At 73.0% G+C, this 15269-nt stretch carries 12 protein-coding genes; 5 read left to right on the top strand and 7 right to left on the bottom strand.

The window, feature by feature from the left end; all coding sequences use genetic code 11:
- Nucleotides 1-111: 111 nt before the first annotated feature.
- The gene (locus tag IE207_RS14825) at nt 112-534 is read right to left on the bottom strand and encodes a hypothetical protein (RefSeq protein WP_190184612.1); all 423 of its coding nucleotides are present in this window, start codon (nt 532-534) and stop codon (nt 112-114) included.
- A 122-nt stretch (nt 535-656) separates the two neighbouring features.
- Here IE207_RS14825 and IE207_RS33770 point away from each other — a divergent pair, with 122 nt between their 5' ends.
- Nucleotides 657-1079, top strand: coding sequence for a transposase (locus tag IE207_RS33770; RefSeq protein ID WP_190184611.1), 423 nt, complete (start codon nt 657-659; stop codon nt 1077-1079).
- An 87-nt stretch (nt 1080-1166) separates the two neighbouring features.
- On the opposite strand, the gene IE207_RS14815 is transcribed toward IE207_RS33770, so the two are convergent.
- Nucleotides 1167-2927: a S8 family peptidase gene (locus tag IE207_RS14815; RefSeq protein ID WP_190184610.1), complete on the bottom strand. Its 1761-nt coding sequence runs from the start codon at nt 2925-2927 to the stop codon at nt 1167-1169.
- 259 nt (nt 2928-3186) lie between these two features.
- On the bottom strand, nt 3187-4611 hold the full coding sequence (locus tag IE207_RS14810) for a cation:dicarboxylate symporter family transporter (protein WP_229873728.1): 1425 nt from the start codon (nt 4609-4611) through the stop codon (nt 3187-3189).
- Nucleotides 4612-4715: 104 nt separating this feature from the next.
- Between IE207_RS14810 and IE207_RS14805 the strand changes: the two genes are divergently transcribed.
- Both IE207_RS14805 and IE207_RS14800 read left to right on the top strand, forming a co-directional pair.
- A complete protein-coding gene (locus IE207_RS14805) occupies nt 4716-6398 on the top strand; it encodes a sensor histidine kinase (protein ID WP_190184609.1) in 1683 nt (560 codons plus the stop codon).
- The gene (locus tag IE207_RS14800) at nt 6395-7111 is read left to right on the top strand and encodes a response regulator (RefSeq protein WP_190184608.1); all 717 of its coding nucleotides are present in this window, start codon (nt 6395-6397) and stop codon (nt 7109-7111) included. Before IE207_RS14805 ends, IE207_RS14800 begins: the two co-directional genes overlap by 4 nt.
- Here the strand turns inward: IE207_RS14800 and melC2 are convergent.
- Both melC2 and melC1 read right to left on the bottom strand, forming a co-directional pair.
- Nucleotides 7069-7914, bottom strand: a complete 846-nt coding sequence (melC2, locus tag IE207_RS14795; RefSeq protein WP_190184607.1) for a tyrosinase MelC2 — start codon at nt 7912-7914, stop codon at nt 7069-7071. The two genes, IE207_RS14800 and melC2, sit on opposite strands and share 43 nt — an antisense overlap.
- Nucleotides 7914-8321: an apotyrosinase chaperone MelC1 gene (gene melC1 / locus IE207_RS14790; RefSeq protein WP_190184606.1), complete on the bottom strand. Its 408-nt coding sequence runs from the start codon at nt 8319-8321 to the stop codon at nt 7914-7916. The genes melC2 and melC1 overlap by 1 nt, the downstream gene beginning before the upstream one ends.
- A gap of 266 nt (nt 8322-8587) precedes the next feature.
- On the opposite strand from melC1, the gene gad reads away from it, so the two are divergent.
- A complete protein-coding gene (gad, locus tag IE207_RS14785) occupies nt 8588-9979 on the top strand; it encodes a glutamate decarboxylase (RefSeq protein ID WP_190184605.1) in 1392 nt (463 codons plus the stop codon).
- 24 nt (nt 9980-10003) lie between these two features.
- Here gad and IE207_RS14780 read toward each other — a convergent pair whose 3' ends face one another.
- Nucleotides 10004-12499 carry a DEAD/DEAH box helicase gene (locus IE207_RS14780; RefSeq protein WP_381352108.1) on the bottom strand — a complete coding sequence of 832 codons (2496 nt, stop codon included), beginning with the start codon at nt 12497-12499 and terminating at the stop codon, nt 10004-10006.
- Between the two features lie 90 nt (nt 12500-12589).
- A complete protein-coding gene (locus IE207_RS14775) occupies nt 12590-14380 on the bottom strand; it encodes a sigma-70 family RNA polymerase sigma factor (protein ID WP_190184604.1) in 1791 nt (596 codons plus the stop codon).
- Between the two features lie 249 nt (nt 14381-14629).
- Between IE207_RS14775 and IE207_RS14770 the strand changes: the two genes are divergently transcribed.
- Nucleotides 14630-15268 carry a bifunctional 4-hydroxy-2-oxoglutarate aldolase/2-dehydro-3-deoxy-phosphogluconate aldolase gene (locus IE207_RS14770; protein WP_229873727.1) on the top strand — a complete coding sequence of 213 codons (639 nt, stop codon included), beginning with the start codon at nt 14630-14632 and terminating at the stop codon, nt 15266-15268.
- Nucleotide 15269 lies beyond the last annotated feature (1 nt).

Genomic DNA, 15269 nt, shown 5'->3' with positions numbered 1-15269 from the left:
CGGGCGGGCGTCGACGGCTGACGCAGGTGGTGCCGCAGCGGTCTCCGGCCGGTGTGAATGGACGGAGACCGCTGTCGCGGCTGTCAGTTCTCAGACGTGGTCAGCTCCGGCTCAGCCGAAGAACCCGGCCGCGTTGTTGTTCTTCATCTGCGCGTTGAGGTCCCTGTACGCGTAGTCCGGGACGGTCTGGCAGGCGTAGCTGCAGTTGCGGTCGCCGCTGCCGTAGTAGACGGTGAAGGAGCCGGCGTAGTAGCTGTCGACCGCGGCGGCGTGGTTCTTGACCGAGACGCCGGCGCCACTGGAACCGTAGGCGCCCCCGCTGAAGTAGTAGCCCGAGTAGTTCGAGATGTCCGAGGTCTGGAAGAACACGGCCCCATGGCCGCTGCTGCTGGAGTTGTAATACAGGCAGACGGTCTCGCTGTGGCCACTGCAGTCGGCCAAGCTGGAGGCGGAGGCAGTGCCAGTGGTCGCCACGCCTGCGGTCAGAACGGTGCCGGCCATGGCGGCGGCGGCGAGAAACTTACGTATGCGCATCGTCGTCTTCTTTCCTGACGCCGGTAACTCCGGCGCTGTTCGCTCATGTTAAGGCACTGTTGGGAGTTGTGATCACTGCGGCGATTCGGCCCGGCACCGCCCCCGACTGGTAAAAAGTTCATGTGACGCGACGTGAACTGAACGATGAGGAATGGGGGTTGGTCGAGCCGTTCCTGCCGATCGGGCGGTACGGCCCCTACCCGCAGCGTCTGCGCGATCAGTTCGAGGGCGTCGTCTGGAGGTTCCGAAGTGGAAGCACGTGGCGGGAACTGCCGGAGGAGTTCGGCAATTGGCAGACGGTTTACGACCGGTTCGCCCAGTGGTGCGACGCCGACGTGTTCGCCTTCCTGACAGAGGCGTTGAGCCCCGGGGCGGCCCGGCGCGACCAGGCGGACATGTCCCTGGTCACCACGGACTCCGCGGCGGCCCGTGCACACCACGACGACGCGGCCAGGGCGGTGGTGGGACCGGAGGTCCTGGCGGCGCTGCAAGAGGCCGCAGCGGCGGAAAAGAGGCGACGGAAACCAGGTGGACCGTCCCGGTGACGGCCGAGTCGCAAGCGTGGTGGGGTCACCACGGCAGCGGGCTCCGGGGGCGGCGGCGCCGCGTCCCGGAGCCCGGGGGCCGGGAGCCTAGAAGGTCAGGTTCCAGGCGTCGATCTTGCCCGTGTCGGAGGCGGCGTTGTCGTTGACGCGCAGCTTCCAGGTGCCGTTCGCGACCTCCGAGGAGGCGTTCACGGTGTAGGTCTGGGCGATGTTGTCGGTGCTTCCGCCGGCCCGGTTGTGCAGGGTGTAGACCGAGCCGTCCGGAGCCACCAGGTCGACCTTCAAGTCACCGATGTAGGTGTGCTTGATGTCCACGCCCACCTTGAGGGTGGCCGGCGCGTTGCCGGTCACTCCGGAGACGGTGATCGGGCTCTCCACGGTCGCGTTGTCGGCGATGGCGAAGTCCCCGAGGTTCTCGAAGTACTTGCCGGGCGGCGGGGTGGTCCCGACCGCCTTGAGGGCGTCGACCTGTCCCTCGCCGAAGAACGAGTTGTTGGCCGTGGTGCCCGTGCAGCGGTTGTCCGACGGGCAGGCGGTGTCATTGGCCTGGGCGGCCAGCTTGGCGCGGATCTGCGCCGGGGTGATGCCCGGGTTGGCACTGGCGATGAGCGCCGCGACGCCGACCACGTGCGGGGTGGCCATCGAGGTGCCGCTCTTGGTGCTGTAGCCGCCGCCGGGAGCCGTGGAGTACACGTTGCTGCCCGGCGCCGCCACGTCGATGACGCCCTGGCCGTAGTTGGAGAACGAGGCCTTGGTGACGCCGGTTCCGTTGGCCGCGACGGTGACCACGCCCGGCAGCTCGGTCGGGATGTCGAGGCAGGCGTTGGTGATGGTGCGGGTGACCGGCGTCGAGTCGTTCGGGCTCGCGGAGTCGGTCGTCTTGTGGGCGAGGTCGTAGTCCTCGTTGCCCGCCGCGGCGATCTGGAGCGAGCCCTTGCCCTCGGCGTACTCCTGGGCGCGCTTGACGCCCTCGATGATGGCGGCCTGATCGATGTTGTCCGGGCAGTTGAACTGCCAAGGGTCTGTGTAATAGCTGTTGTTGGTGACCTTGAAGCCGTGGTCGCCGGCCCAGACGAATCCGCAGATGGTGTTCTCGGCGAAGAAGAACGAGTTGCCCGGCTCGGCGACCCTGACCGCGGAGATCTTCACGCCGGGGGCGACGCCGACGACGCCCTTGCCGTTCTTGGCCGCGGCGATGGTGCCCGCCACGTGGGTGCCGTGGGTGTCCACGTCCCGCCAGGCGCCCGTGCGGGTGTCCGGCTTGCCGTAGGCGCAGGAGACGGAGTCGGCCGCGTCGAAGTTGGGTGCGAGGTCCTGGTGCTGGTCGTCCATGCCGGTGTCCAGGATGCCGACCTTGACCGACGCGGAGCCGGGGTTGACGGCCCAGGCCTGGTCCGCCTTGATCTGGCTCATGTCGGCCCGCACCGGCTCGCCGGCCGGGGTGGACGCCTGGGCCGGGTTGGCGGGCAGCGCCGGGTTGTAGGCGTCGGCCGGGACGTCCGAGGTGCGGGTCGCGCCGACCTGCTGGACGCCGGCGACGCCGCGCATGGTGGCGGCGAAGCCGCTGGACGCGGAGTGGGCGACGATCACGCCGATGGCGTCGAAGCTGGAGAAGACGGTGCCGCCGTTGGCCGCGATGGCCGAGCGGACCGCCGAACTGTCACCGGGAGCGGTGATGACGAGGTAGGCGCGCGTGCCGGCAACCCAGGTCGCACTCTGGGAAGCCGGCGCGGCGGCCGGAGCGTGGGCCTTGGCGGCCGGCGCGGTGGAGGGGGCGACGGGGAGCGTGCCCGCGAGGGCGCCGGGAGCGCCGAACGCGAGGGCGGCGCCGAGGGCGGCCGCGAGCACCAGTGTCCGTCGAGGTCGGCTGGATATGTGGGGTATCAATGCGTCCTCCGAAGACGGCCCGGCGGTGCTGGTGGCACCGGCCGGGCCGTGCGAAACGAGTGGTGGACGCAAGATGTCAGACACGTGGCCCTGTACGGAAGTACCTTTCAGCGCAGGGACGTTCCGAGGGGCATGGCTGAAAAGTGATGTTTGCTGAGAGCGTGGGGAGCCGGCCGGGCCGGGCACCGTGGGGGCGAACCCCGCCCGGCCGGTCCCGGTCTCAGGCCGGTACGCCGTCCTTGCCGGCTCCGGTCGCGGTGGCTCCCGTCGGGGCGGGCGCGGGAGTGGCGACGGGCGTGGAGGCGGGCGCGGGCGTGGCGGCGGGCGCGGGCGGTTCCCCCGGCAGGGGCGCGTGCCCGTCCCCGGTCGGCGCGTTCTCATCGAACGGGAGCCTTCCGGAGAGGACTTCGGCGGCTCGGGCGCGGTCGAACTCCTTGGTCCACGTTCCGATGAGGACCGTCGCGATCGCGTTGCCCGCGAAGTTCGTCATCGCCCGCGCCTCGCTCATGAAGCGGTCGATGCCCACGATCAGGCCCACTCCGTCCACCAGTTCCGGCCGGTGCGACTGGAGGCCGCCGGCCAGTGTGGCGAGGCCCGCGCCGGTCACACCGGCCGCGCCCTTCGATGCCACGATCATGAAGAGCAGCAGCGAGATCTGCTCACCCAGCGCGAGGGGTTTGTCCATCGCCTCGGCGACGTAGAGGGAGGACATCGTCAGATAAATGGCGGTCCCGTCCAGGTTGAAGGAGTAGCCCGTCGGCACGGTGATGCCGACCACCGGACGCGAGACGCCGACGTGTTCCATCTTCGCGATCAGCCGCGGCAGCGCCGACTCCGACGAGGAGGTGGACAGGATGAGCAGGAATTCCCGCCCCAGGTAGCGCAGCAGGGCGAACACGCTGATCCCCGTACACAGCCGCAGCAGCGTCCCGAGCACCACGAACACGAACAGCACACAGGTGACGTAGAAGCCGATCATGATGACGGCCAGCGATTTCAGCGCGTCGACGCCCGTCGCGCCGACCACCGCGGCGATCGCACCGAAGGCACCGACGGGCGCCGCCCACATGATCATCGCGAGTACCCGGAACACCAGCTTCTGCAGGTGGCCGATCCCGCGCAGCAGCGGTTCGCCCGCCGTTCCCATCGCCTGGAGCGCGAAGCCGCAGAGCAGAGCCACCAGCAGGGTCTGGAGCACCTGGCCCCCGGTGAAGGCGGAGACCAGCGTCGTCGGGATGATCCCGAGCAGGAACTCCGGCGTGCTCTGCGCGCCGCCCGCCTTGGCCTGTGCCTCGCCGGCGTGCCGCGCCGCCTCCGTCAGGTGCAGACCGCTGCCCGGCTCCAGCAGGTTCCCCACCAGCAGTCCGATGGCCAGCGCCACCGTGGACATCACCATGAAGTAGCCGAGCGCCAGACCGCCGACCGCGCCCACCTTCGCGGCCTTGCGCACCGAGCCGATGCCCAGCACGATCGTGCAGAAGATCACGGGCGAGATCATCATCTTGATGAGGTTCACGAAGCCGGTGCCCAACGGCTTGAGTTCGACGGCCACGCCGGGCGCGGCGAAGCCGACGGCGATGCCGAGCAGCACCGCGGCGATCACCGCGATGTAGAGATAGTGGGTCTTGTCGCGCCTGGCGGCCACGATGCCTCCTGGTGGTGAATGCGTTCCGGGAGACCATCGCCCACCCTGTGACCCCGGTCACCCTTGCGTTCATTGAGTTCACGGCCGGGTGCACACTGAACGGCATGTTCCGCCTCCCCCGACCGCCCCGCAGCCTCGCCGGGCAGCTCTTCGCCATGCAGGTGCTGCTGGTCGCCGTCGTCGTCGCCGGCTGCGCGGTCTTCGCCTACGCGAGCGCGCGCGGACAGGCCGAGGACGCCGCCCGGCGCCAGGCCGGGGCCGTGGCCAGGGCCGTAGCGGACTCGCCCTCGGTCCGGGACGCGGTACGGGGCGCGGGGCGCGGGAGCGACCCGTCGGCCGCGCTCCAGCCGTACGCGCAGCGGGTCCGCGCCGACTCCGGCGTGGACTTCGTGACGATCATGGCGCCGGACGGACGGCGCTGGACCCACCCCGACCCGCGCCGCATCGGCGAACGCTTCCTGGGCAACACCGCCCCCGCCCTACGCGGTGAGACGTTCAGCGAGACCTACACCGGCACCCTCGGGCCGTCCATCCGCGTGGTCACCCCGCTGCTGGACGACGGCCGGGTCCTCGGCATGGTCAGCGCCGGCATCACCGTCCGGGCGATCAGCGCCCGCCTCGCCGAGCAGCTCACGGCGCTCGCCTGGGTCGCCGCGGCCGCCCTCGCCCTCGGCGGCGCCGGGACGTACGTGGCCAACGCCCGGCTGCGCCGGCACACCCACGGCATGAACGCCGCCGAGCTCAGCCGGATGTACGACTACCACCAGGCGGCCCTCCACGGCGTCCGCGAGGGCCTGCTGATGCTGGACGGCCGGCGCAGGATCACCCTGATCAACGACGCGGGGCGCGAGCTGCTGGGCCTGTCGGGGGAGGTGCGCGGCGCCGGCGCGGCCGACCTCGGGCTGCCCGCGCCGCTCACGGGAGCCCTGCTCGCCGACCGCCCCCGCGTCGACGAGCTCCACCTGACCGCCGACCGGGTCCTCGTCGTCAACAGTTCCCCGGTGGCGGGCGGCGGCCGCCGCGGCACGGTGGTCACCCTGCGCGACCACACCGAGCTCCAGGTGCTCACGGGGGAGTTGGACCACGAGCGGGGATTCACCCAGGCGCTGCGCTCCCAGGCTCACGAGGCAGCCAACCGCCTGCACACGGTGGTCTCCCTGATCGGGCTCGGCCGCGTGGACGAGGCGGTGGAGTTCGCCACCGCCGAGCTGGAACTCGCCCAGGCCCTCACCGACGAGGTGGTCACCGCCGTTGGGGAACCGGTGCTGGTGGCGCTGCTCCTCGGCAAGGCGGCGCAGGCGCACGAGCGCGGCGTGGAGCTGGTCGTCACCCCCGACAGCAGCGGCGCGGACGGAGGCCCCGGGAGCCCGCCGGCGCGGGACCTCGTGACGGTGCTCGGCAACCTGATCGACAACGCCGTCGACGCCCTCACCGGGGTCCCGGGCGGGCGCGTCGCGGTCACCGTCCGCTCCGACGGCCGGACGCTGCTGATCCGCGTCGCCGACAACGGTCCCGGCCTGCCCGAGGGGTCCGGGGCGGACGTCTTCCGGCGCGGCTGGTCCGGCAAGGGCGACGGGCGCGGGCTCGGCCTCGCCCTGGTCCGCCAGGTCGCGCACCGCCACGGCGGCACGGCGCAGGCCGCACAGGGGCCCCAGGGTGGAGCGGTGTTCACCGTGACGCTGCCCCTCGGTGCCGGCGTGACGCCGCCCCCCGGCGCCGCCGCGACGCTGCTGCCCCTCGGTGCCACCGTGACGCCGCCCCCCGGCGCGGCAGGGGCCCGGTCGTGAGTGCGGCCACGAGCGCGGCCGGGGAAGTACGGGTACTCGTCGTGGAGGACGACCCCGTCGTGGCCGACGCGCACGCCCTCTACGTCGGCCGGGTGCCCGGTTTCACCGCCGTGGCAGTGGCCCACTCGCTGGCCGGGGCCACCCGCGTCCTCGAACGCAGCGGCGTCGACCTGCTGCTGCTCGACCTCACCCTGCCCGACGGCAACGGGCTGCGCTTCGCGCGCGGACTGCGGGCCGCCGGACATCCCGTCGACGTGATCGTGGTGACGTCCGCGCGGGACCTGGCCGTCGTCCGCGAGAGCGTCTCGCTGGGCGTGGTCCAGTACGTGCTGAAACCCTTCGCCTTCCCCACCCTGCGCGAACGGCTGCTGCGCTACGCCGCGTTCCGTGCCACGGCGGGGGAGGCGGCCGGCCAGGGCGACGTCGACCGGGCGCTCGCCGCGCTGCGCGCCCCGGCGCCCGCCGAACTCCCCAAAGGCCTGAGCGCCCCGACCCTGGACCGGGTCGCGGCGCTGCTGCGGTCGGCCCCCGACGGGCTGACCGCGGCGGCGGCGGCCGGGGCGGCCGGGATCTCGCGGATCACCGCCCGCCGCTACCTGGAACACCTGGTGGACACCGGCTGCGCGGACCGCACCCCCCGGTACGGCCAGGTCGGCCGGCCCGAACTGCACTACCGCTGGCTGGCGGCGGCCGGCTCGGCGTCGAAGGTGTAGAACTTCCGGTGGTCGAGCATGTCGGCCGGGGTCACGTTGTTCCAGGGCCGCATGGTGTCGTTCAGGTCCACGACGTTCGGCGTACCGGCGGCCGGCAGGTACGGGGACTGCGGATGGCGGGCCTGCCATTCGGCCCACAGTTTGTCGATGAAGGCGTGGTGCAGCCAGAACACCGGGTCGTTGGGTGACACCCCGGTGGCCATCTGGCCGCCGACCCACACGTGCACCCGGTTGTGCAGGTTGGCGCCGCGCCAGCCCTCCAGGTTGTTGCGGAACCCGTTCGAGGAGCTGTTCCAGGGGGCCGCGTCGTAGACCGGCATGGCGAGGACGGCGTCCACCTCGGCCTTGGTCGGCAGCTGGGCGACGCCCTCACCGAGCGCCCGCCGCAGGTAGGCGCGTCCGTCGACCCGTACGTTCACCTGCCACTTGCCCGCCGCGTAGGCGAACGGTCCGTCCAGGACCTGTCCGTCGCGGGCCCGTCCGGTGCCGCCGAGGAAGTCGGCCGCCCAGAGGGAGGCGCGGGGGGTGCGGTCCGCGGTCCAGTCCCAGTAAGGGAGCGAAACGCTTTTGTCGACCGCTTGCAGGGCGGCCTCGAATTCGAGCAGGAAGCGGCGGTGCCAGGGGAGGAAGGAGGGGGAGCGGTGGCCGACCCGGTCACCCGTATCGGTGTCGCCCATGATGAAGCCGTTGTGGGTGGTGACGAAGTGGTCGTAGCGACCGGTGCGCTTGAGTTCGAGCAGTGCGTTGGTGAAGGCGCGCTTCTCCTCGGCGGTGAGCGCGGCCTGGTTCTTGCGGACGGTCATCACATGCCACCCATCGGGACGAGGGCGGCGCCCTGGAGTTCGCGCACGGCGGCGCGGGCGAGCGAGAGCGGGTCGGAAAACGTCTCGTAGTGGTTGACGACGCTGATCCAGGTGCCGTCGGCGTTCTGCATCACGTGCAGTTCGCGGCCGTCTATCCGGACGGCGGGCAGGCCGGCCGAGTGGTGGCCGCCGTGGTGGGCGCCCCCGGTCGCCGGGGTGATCTGGATGCGGCGGCCCTGGTAGACCTCGTCGACGTTTCCGGTGTTGCCGGTGCTTGCGGCGCCGTCGGCGGATATCCCGGCGCGGGAGTCGGTACCGGCGGCGTACGCGGTGGCGCCCGCCAGGCCTAGGACGGTGAGCGCGCCGGCGGTCGTGCCAAGGGCCTGCCGGCGGGTGATCTTGTTCATGGACGTAGAACTACCAGCACGGCCGGGCCAGTTGACCGTTATCCGGACATCGGCTGACAAGTTGCACATAGAACGAATTGAGTGATCCTCTCGTCCCGGCCGACGGGAGCGGCTGCCGCCGGAAGATCTGCTGTGAGAAGCCTACTCGCCGGTAATTATTGCGGCCGCGTTGCGTCCGCATGAACGGGGTCACATCGGCGACTCGGCCGGAAGATATGACATCCACCCAGCCCGGATCGCATCGTTCTGTCACCTATAGTCCCGATATGGCTCTTCATGAGATGAAGGACGCACACGCCACCGACGCCGAAACGGACGTGTTCGCGTCCGCCCTGAGCGGCCAGGTCCTGCCCAAGCACCGGATGCCCGACGACCACTCGCCCACCGAGGTGGTCTACGAACTGCTGCGCAACGAACTCCTCCTCGACGGCAACGCCGCCCAGAACCTGGCCACGTTCTGCACCACCTGGTCCGACGACGGCGTGCACCGCCTGATGAACATGTGCCTCGACAAGAACATGATCGACAAGGACGAATACCCACAGACGGCCGAGATCGAGGCCCGCTGCGTCAGCATCCTGGCCGACCTCTGGAACGCGCCCACCGGCGGCGCCGCCACCGGCTGCTCCACCACCGGCTCCAGCGAGGCCGCCATGCTCGGCGGCCTCGCCCTCAAATGGCGCTGGCGCACCCGCCGGCGCGCCGAGGGACTGCCCGCCGACCGGCCCAACCTCGTCTGCGGACCGGTGCAGGTCTGCTGGGAGAAGTTCGCCCGCTACTTCGACGTGGAACTGCGCCAGGTCCCCCTGGAGCCCGGCGCGACCGGACTGCGCCCACACCAGCTCGCCGAGTACGTCGACGAGAACACCATCGGCGTCGTCGCCATCCTCGGCGTCACCTACACCTGCGTCTACGAGCCCGTCGCCGAGATCGCCGCCGAACTGGACCGCATCCAGGCCGAGCACGGCTGGGACGTACCGGTCCACGTGGACGCGGCCAGCGGCGGCTTCGTCGCGCCCTTCCTCCACCCCGACGTCGTATGGGACTTCACACTGCCGCGCGTGGCATCCGTCAACGCCTCCGGGCACAAGTACGGGCTCGCGCCGCTCGGCGTCGGCTGGATCGTGTGGCGCACCGCGGACCTCCTCCCCGACGAACTCGTCTTCGACGTGGACTACCTGGGAGGTGACATGCCGACCTTCGCCCTCAACTTCTCGCGCCCCGGCGGCGAGGTCATCGCCCAGTACTACCTCTTCCTGCGCCTGGGACGGGGCGGGTACCGCCGCGTCCACCAGGCCTGCGCCGACACCGCCCGGTACCTGGCCCGGGAGATCGACGCGATCGGGCCCTTCACCCTGCTCTACGACGGCGAGGGCGCGCTGCCCGCCGTGTCCTACACGCTCACCGACCCGGTCGGTGCCGGGTTCAGCCTCTACGACCTCTCCGACCGGCTGCGTGCACGCGGCTGGCAGGTTCCCTCGTACCCGCTGCCGGCCGACCGCGGTGACACCGTCATCCAGCGCGTCCTGATCCGCCACGGGGTGACCCGCGACCAGATCGCGCTGCTGGTGGCGGACATCGGCCGGGCGGTGGAACAGCTGCGGGCCGCCCCGCACGGGGTCTCCGCGGTGGCGCCCCGTTCCGGGTTCCACCACTGAGCCGCACGGCCGATACCCGCGGCTTCACGACGGGGACGCGGAGGCGGAGGCGGACGCGGACGCGGAGGCGGACGGGGATGACGGCGCCGACCAGACCATGCCGAGCGCCGTCAGGTCCGCCGCCCGCTCCGGGCTGAGGGAGGCCGCCCGGGCGCGCTGGTTCGCGATCCAGGAGCCGAGGCGGACCTCCCGCCCCTCCACCCGCTCCACGTGCGTGCGCGGCACCCGCAAATGCCGCTCGCGGTGGTGGAACTGCCGGGCGGCCGCCAAGTGCGCCGCCCACGCGGCGGCGTGGCTCAGCCGCTGCCGGGGCCGCTCCGCCTCGCTCGCAGGCGTCACTCCCAAGGTGTGCTCCAGCAGCCAGCGCTGGGCCCAGGACAGCCGGTCCCACGACAACCGCTGACCACGTACCCAAAGGCCCAGGTCCTCGCCCTGCGCCACCACCTCGCCCGGGCCCAGCGGCAGCCGGCCGCCCGCGTCGAGGTGGACCCGCGTCAGGTGGAAGGCCCGCTGCCAGGAGATGTCCCAGGCCGGGCACCAGGACGCGTCGATCTCCTCCAGGGCCTCCCGCCGCTCCTGGGACAGCGCCCCCGGCCCCTCCCTGCGGGCCGCCGCCCGGTTGTTCTTGACCCACACCCCCACCGCCACACCCCGCCACGTGGCGTCGACGGGCGGCAGCAGGTGCCCGTGCTCCGCCGCCCAGGCGCGGGCCGCCGCCAGGCCCTCCTCGAAGGCCACGTCGAAGTGGCTCCACACCATCCCGAGCCCGTCCAACTGCGCCGTCCGCTCCCGGCCCAGGGCGCCGCGCCGGTGGGTGCGCCGCACGTCCGCGATCCACTGCCCCAGCGGGAACCGGGCCAGGCCCGCGGGCCGGCGGGCGTCGCCCGCCGGCACCTTGTACGCGAACGGCACCTTCAAGTCCCCGTGCTCGGCCGCGTACGCCCGCGCGGCCTCCACCCCGCGCCGCCACTGCTCGTGCTCCGGGTTCAGCACCCGCAGCCGGATGAACGCCGCGAGCAGCGCCGGGTCCCGGGGGGTGGAGAAGCTCAGCAGCGCCTCCGCGCCCGGCCGGTGCGCCTGCGAGCCGGTCCGGCCGCCCGGCGCCTGCGGCTGGGCCAAGGCCTCGACGAGCCGGGTGTCGTGCGCCCGCAGCGCCTCCAGGAGCCGCGCGAGGTCCCCGTACGCCCGGGACGTCAGCATCGTCTCCGGTGTCTCGCCCGGACCCAGCAGCACCGGCACCACCAGCGAGGCCACCTTCCCCTCGCCCGGCCGGATCCGCAGCGCCCGGCCCACCGCCTGGACCAGGTCCGGCATGGATCCCCGTACGTCGGCCCAGAAGACGGAATCGCACTCCTTGGTGTCGACGCCCTCACCCAGCACCCGGACACTGCCGAGGAACGCCTTGTCCGCGACCCGGCCGTCGGCGAACGCGTCCAGGACCCGCCGCCGGTGCGGGGCCGTGTGCTGCCCGCACAGCCACTCCGCCCAGACGGTCCGCGGATACACCGGCCGCGGGGTCCGGCTCGCCTGCCGCAGCCGGGCCGCGACCGCCGGGAGCCCGGCCGCGAAGGCCTCCGCCTCCTTGGTCAGGTGGTGGAAGACGAGCGTCCGCCGGAACCCCTGGTCCGCGGCAGCCTTCACCAGCGCCGCCTGGAGCGCCGCGAGCCGGGCCCCGCGCACCGCGTCCGAACGGCCTTCGGGGCCGAGGAGGACCGCCGACTGGAAGTCCGGGTCGGACACGTCCACGCACACCACCCGGTACGGTGCGCAGATCCCGCGGTCGATGGCCTCGGACAGGGTGAGGGTGTGGCAGCGGGCCCCGAACGGGCCGTCCGCGTCGTCCTCCATCGAGGCGACGAGCTCGCCGCGGCCGCGTTCCTCCCGGCGGGCGGGGATCGGGGGCCGTTCCGGGGGGAGGAGCTCCCCGGGCGGCTCGCCGTCGCGCCACACCCGCGGCGTGGCCGTCATGTACAGCCGCCGCACGGACGGGATCCGGGCGTTGTCGTGCACCACCGCCCAGGGCTTGCCGATCCGCCCGGACGTGCGGTGCGCCTCGTCGACCACGATCAGGTCCCAGCCCGGAAGCCCGGCCCGGTGCGCGCCTTCGATGGTGCCCAGGCCCAAGGAGGCGTAGGTGGCGTACACCGTCAGCCGCTGCGCCGGGGCGGCGCCCCAGCGCGCCAGCACTCCCGCGTCCGTGGTGGTGGGCACCCCCGCGTCCTCGGGCCGCATCGAGCACACGGCCAGCGCCCGCCCGGTCCGGCCGCCCTCCCGCCAGACCGCCGTCGTCTGCGCGAGCAGGTCGAGCGACGGCACCAGCACGAGGACCCGGCCCGCCCGCAGCTCCTCGGCGGAGCGCACGGCGACGAGGGACTTGCCGGACCCGGTGGCCATGATCACCTGCGTACGCAGGCCCCGCTCGGGCACCCGGCCCGTCGAGGGCAGGTCCAGGGCGCGCACGACGGCGTCCACGGCCTCGCGCTGGTGCGGACGGAGTTCCTGCCGTGCCACGTACCTCACCCCGACCACTGTGATCTGCTGTTTCGGCTCCAGGCCCTATCATGCCCGGATTCTGAACCAGAAGGGGGAGGCGGGCGCGGGAACGCCCACTCACATGCGGGCGCCGAAGTTCTGCGTCCACCAGGGCCCGTCCGGGCCCTGGTGGACTCCCACGCCGATGTCCTTGAAGGAGCAGTTGAGGATGTTCGCGCGGTGGCCGGGGCTGTTCATCCACGAGTCCATCACCGACTCGGGCGTCTGCTGCCCCCTCGCGATGTTCTCCCCGTACGTGGACCAGCGGTACCCGGCTGCGGTCGTCCGCGTGCCCGGGTCGCCGCCATCGGGGTCGGTGTGCGAGAAGTAGTCCCGCCGCGCCATGTCGTCCGAGTGCCCCTGGGCGGCGTTGCGCAGCTGAGGGTCTTCCTTGAGGGGGCCGCATCCGGCGGCCGCCCGCTCGTTGTTGACCAGGGCGATCACCTGGGCGGCGGTGCCGCTCGGGGCGGCGGGCGCCGGGGCGGGGGCCGCCGTACGCGGTGCGGACGGGGTGCTCCGGGTCCGCGACGGCGTCGGGGCGGCACTCGGACTCGCCGACTGGGACGGCGAAGCGGAGGCCGAGGGGGAGGCCGACGCGGACGGGGAACCCGAGGGCGAGGCGGAGCCCGGGGCCGAGGGCGCCGCGGTTCCCGCACCGGTCGCGGACAGCGCGGACAGCGGGGCGGCGGGCGCTCCGCCGTCCGCCCGGGTGGAGCCCGAACCGGGCAGGGTGCCGAGGTAGGTCAGACCGCCGCCCGCGACGCAGGCGGCGACCACCGCTCCGGCGACGACCCGGCGGCGGTGCCGGCGCTGCCTGCGCTGTGCCCCGCGGCCGCCCGCCGGGTCGGCGCCCGCGTCGCCGGAGTCGCCCGAGCGGCGGCGGGCCGCCCGACCGGGACCCGCTACCGCGGGCGTGAGCTGGGTGGCGGCGTCCGCGAACGCCCCTTCGGTGCCGGTGCCCGCGCCGGCGCCCGCGCCCGCGCCCGCGCCCGCGCCGGCGCCGGGCATCGCTCCCATCGTGCCGGCGCCCGGTATCCCGCCCGGTATCGCGAACGCGGCGCCCGCCCGGGCGAGACCGGCGCCCGCGACGGCCGACCGTACGCCCGCCAGCAGCGCCACCCCGACCGGCACCAGCGCGAGCCCGGCCAGCAGCCCCTCCGCCGGAACCAGCCCGCTCCACAGCCCCGAACACCGCACGCACTCGCGGGCGTGCCGGGCGATGCGCTTGCGCCACAGCGCCGACGGCTGCCCGTCCCAGCTCGCCGCCAGCGTCCGCAGTGCCTCGCAGGGCGGCTGCGCCTCCAACGCCCGCTCCACCACCCGCGCCGCTTCCAGCTGGGCCTTCATCCGCTGCACCCGCACCGCCGTGTGCTGCGGCGAGAGTTCCAGGGCCGCCGCGACCTCCGGGCGGGTCAGCTCGCCGGCGCACTCCAGCCACCACAGCGACAGCAGCGCCCGGTCGTCGGGTTCCAGCCAGCGCGTGGCGCGGGCCGTCTCGCGGCGCTGACCGGCCAGGTTGAGCCGTACGACCGTCAGGTCCGCGAAGTCGGCGCCCGGGTCGGCGACGTCCGCCGCCGCCTCCAGGCCGGTCGCTCCGGTGCTGCGGTCCTGCCAGTGGGCCCGTATCCGGTTCATCGTGATCGCCACCAGCCAGGACCGGAAGCTCTCGTCCGCCCGCAGACCTGCCAGCCCGTCGAGCACCCGCAACATGGTGTCCTGCACGACGTCGTCCACATCGCAGGACCCGTTCAGGGCCCGTCCGACGATGTTGTAGACGAGCGGCAGACAAGCGCCGACGAGCTCGTCCTGCGCGCGGGGATCGCCCGCGCGGGCCGCTGCCACCAGCGCTGCCGTGTGCTGTGTACTCATGTGAAGTTTCCCTGTCCGTACCGGCGGTCGATGATGCCCAACAACTGGGAGACCGCCGAGAGGGGCCCCGATAACACTTTCCGGCAACTCTTATCCGGAAGTCGGATCATCCGCGACCTTAGTCGCCCCGATCGGGGCGCCGGCGTCCGCGTCCCGTTGACAGCTGCGCTCCCCCCACGGGTAAGGTCTGGACCAATGAAGTGCCGCTGCGCGGAGCCGGGTTGGGGCCCGCAGAAGGGTGGGGGTCCCTTGTCCTGTCATCCCTTCGCGGTCCTGGCCGCCCAGCGGCTGCTGCCGGTCCTGCGGGACGCCGACGCGGACCAGGCCGTTCGCCGGACCACCGCCCTGCTCGCCGCGGGGTGCCGCGCGGTGGAACTCACCACCTCCGTCCCCGGCTGGGCCGCGGCCGTCGCCCGCACCGCCCCGCTCGCCGACGCCCATGGCAGGGCCGCCCTGATCGGCGTCGGTACCGTCACCGGCGCCGCAGACGCCGAGCGCGCCCTCGACGCCGGCGCCGGCTTCCTCGTCTCCCCCTACCCCGCCCCCGAGGCCCGCGCCGTCGCCGCCGAGCGCGGGGCGGTGTTCATCGAGGGCGCCTTCACCCCGGGCGAAGTGGCCTCCGCCGTACGCTCCGGCGGCGCGGCGAAGGTCTTCCCGGCGCACGTGGGCGGCACCGGCTTCATCCGCTCCCTCAAAGCGGTGCTCCCCGACGCCCTCATCATCCCGACCGGCGGCATCCGGCCGGCGCAGGTCCGGGACTGGCTCGCCGCCGGGGCGGCCGCCGTCGGGATCGGCAGCGGGCTGCCCGCCGACCCCGGTGAACTGGCCGCCGTCTTCGCCGAACTGGCGGGGCCCTGCTGCTGTGATCCCGCCGGGCCGGGCCGCTGAC

It is taken from the genome of Streptomyces cirratus (assembly GCF_014650775.1).
In the GTDB taxonomy this organism is placed as follows: Bacteria; Actinomycetota; Actinomycetes; order Streptomycetales; family Streptomycetaceae; genus Streptomyces; species Streptomyces cirratus.
This window is presented reverse-complemented; position numbering and strand designations above follow the sequence as displayed.

Excerpts from the sequence above, each read along its gene's own strand:
- melC2 (WP_190184607.1), bottom strand. The coding sequence starts at position 7,914 with ATGACCGTCCGCAAGAACCAGGCCGCGCTCACCGCCGAGGAGAAGCGC.
- gad (WP_190184605.1), top strand. The coding sequence starts at position 8,588 with ATGGCTCTTCATGAGATGAAGGACGCACACGCCACCGACGCCGAAACG.
- IE207_RS14805 (WP_190184609.1), top strand. The coding sequence starts at position 4,716 with ATGTTCCGCCTCCCCCGACCGCCCCGCAGCCTCGCCGGGCAGCTCTTC.
- IE207_RS14775 (WP_190184604.1), bottom strand. The coding sequence starts at position 14,380 with ATGAGTACACAGCACACGGCAGCGCTGGTGGCAGCGGCCCGCGCGGGC.
- melC1 (WP_190184606.1), bottom strand. The coding sequence starts at position 8,321 with ATGAACAAGATCACCCGCCGGCAGGCCCTTGGCACGACCGCCGGCGCG.
- IE207_RS14825 (WP_190184612.1), bottom strand. The coding sequence starts at position 534 with ATGCGCATACGTAAGTTTCTCGCCGCCGCCGCCATGGCCGGCACCGTT.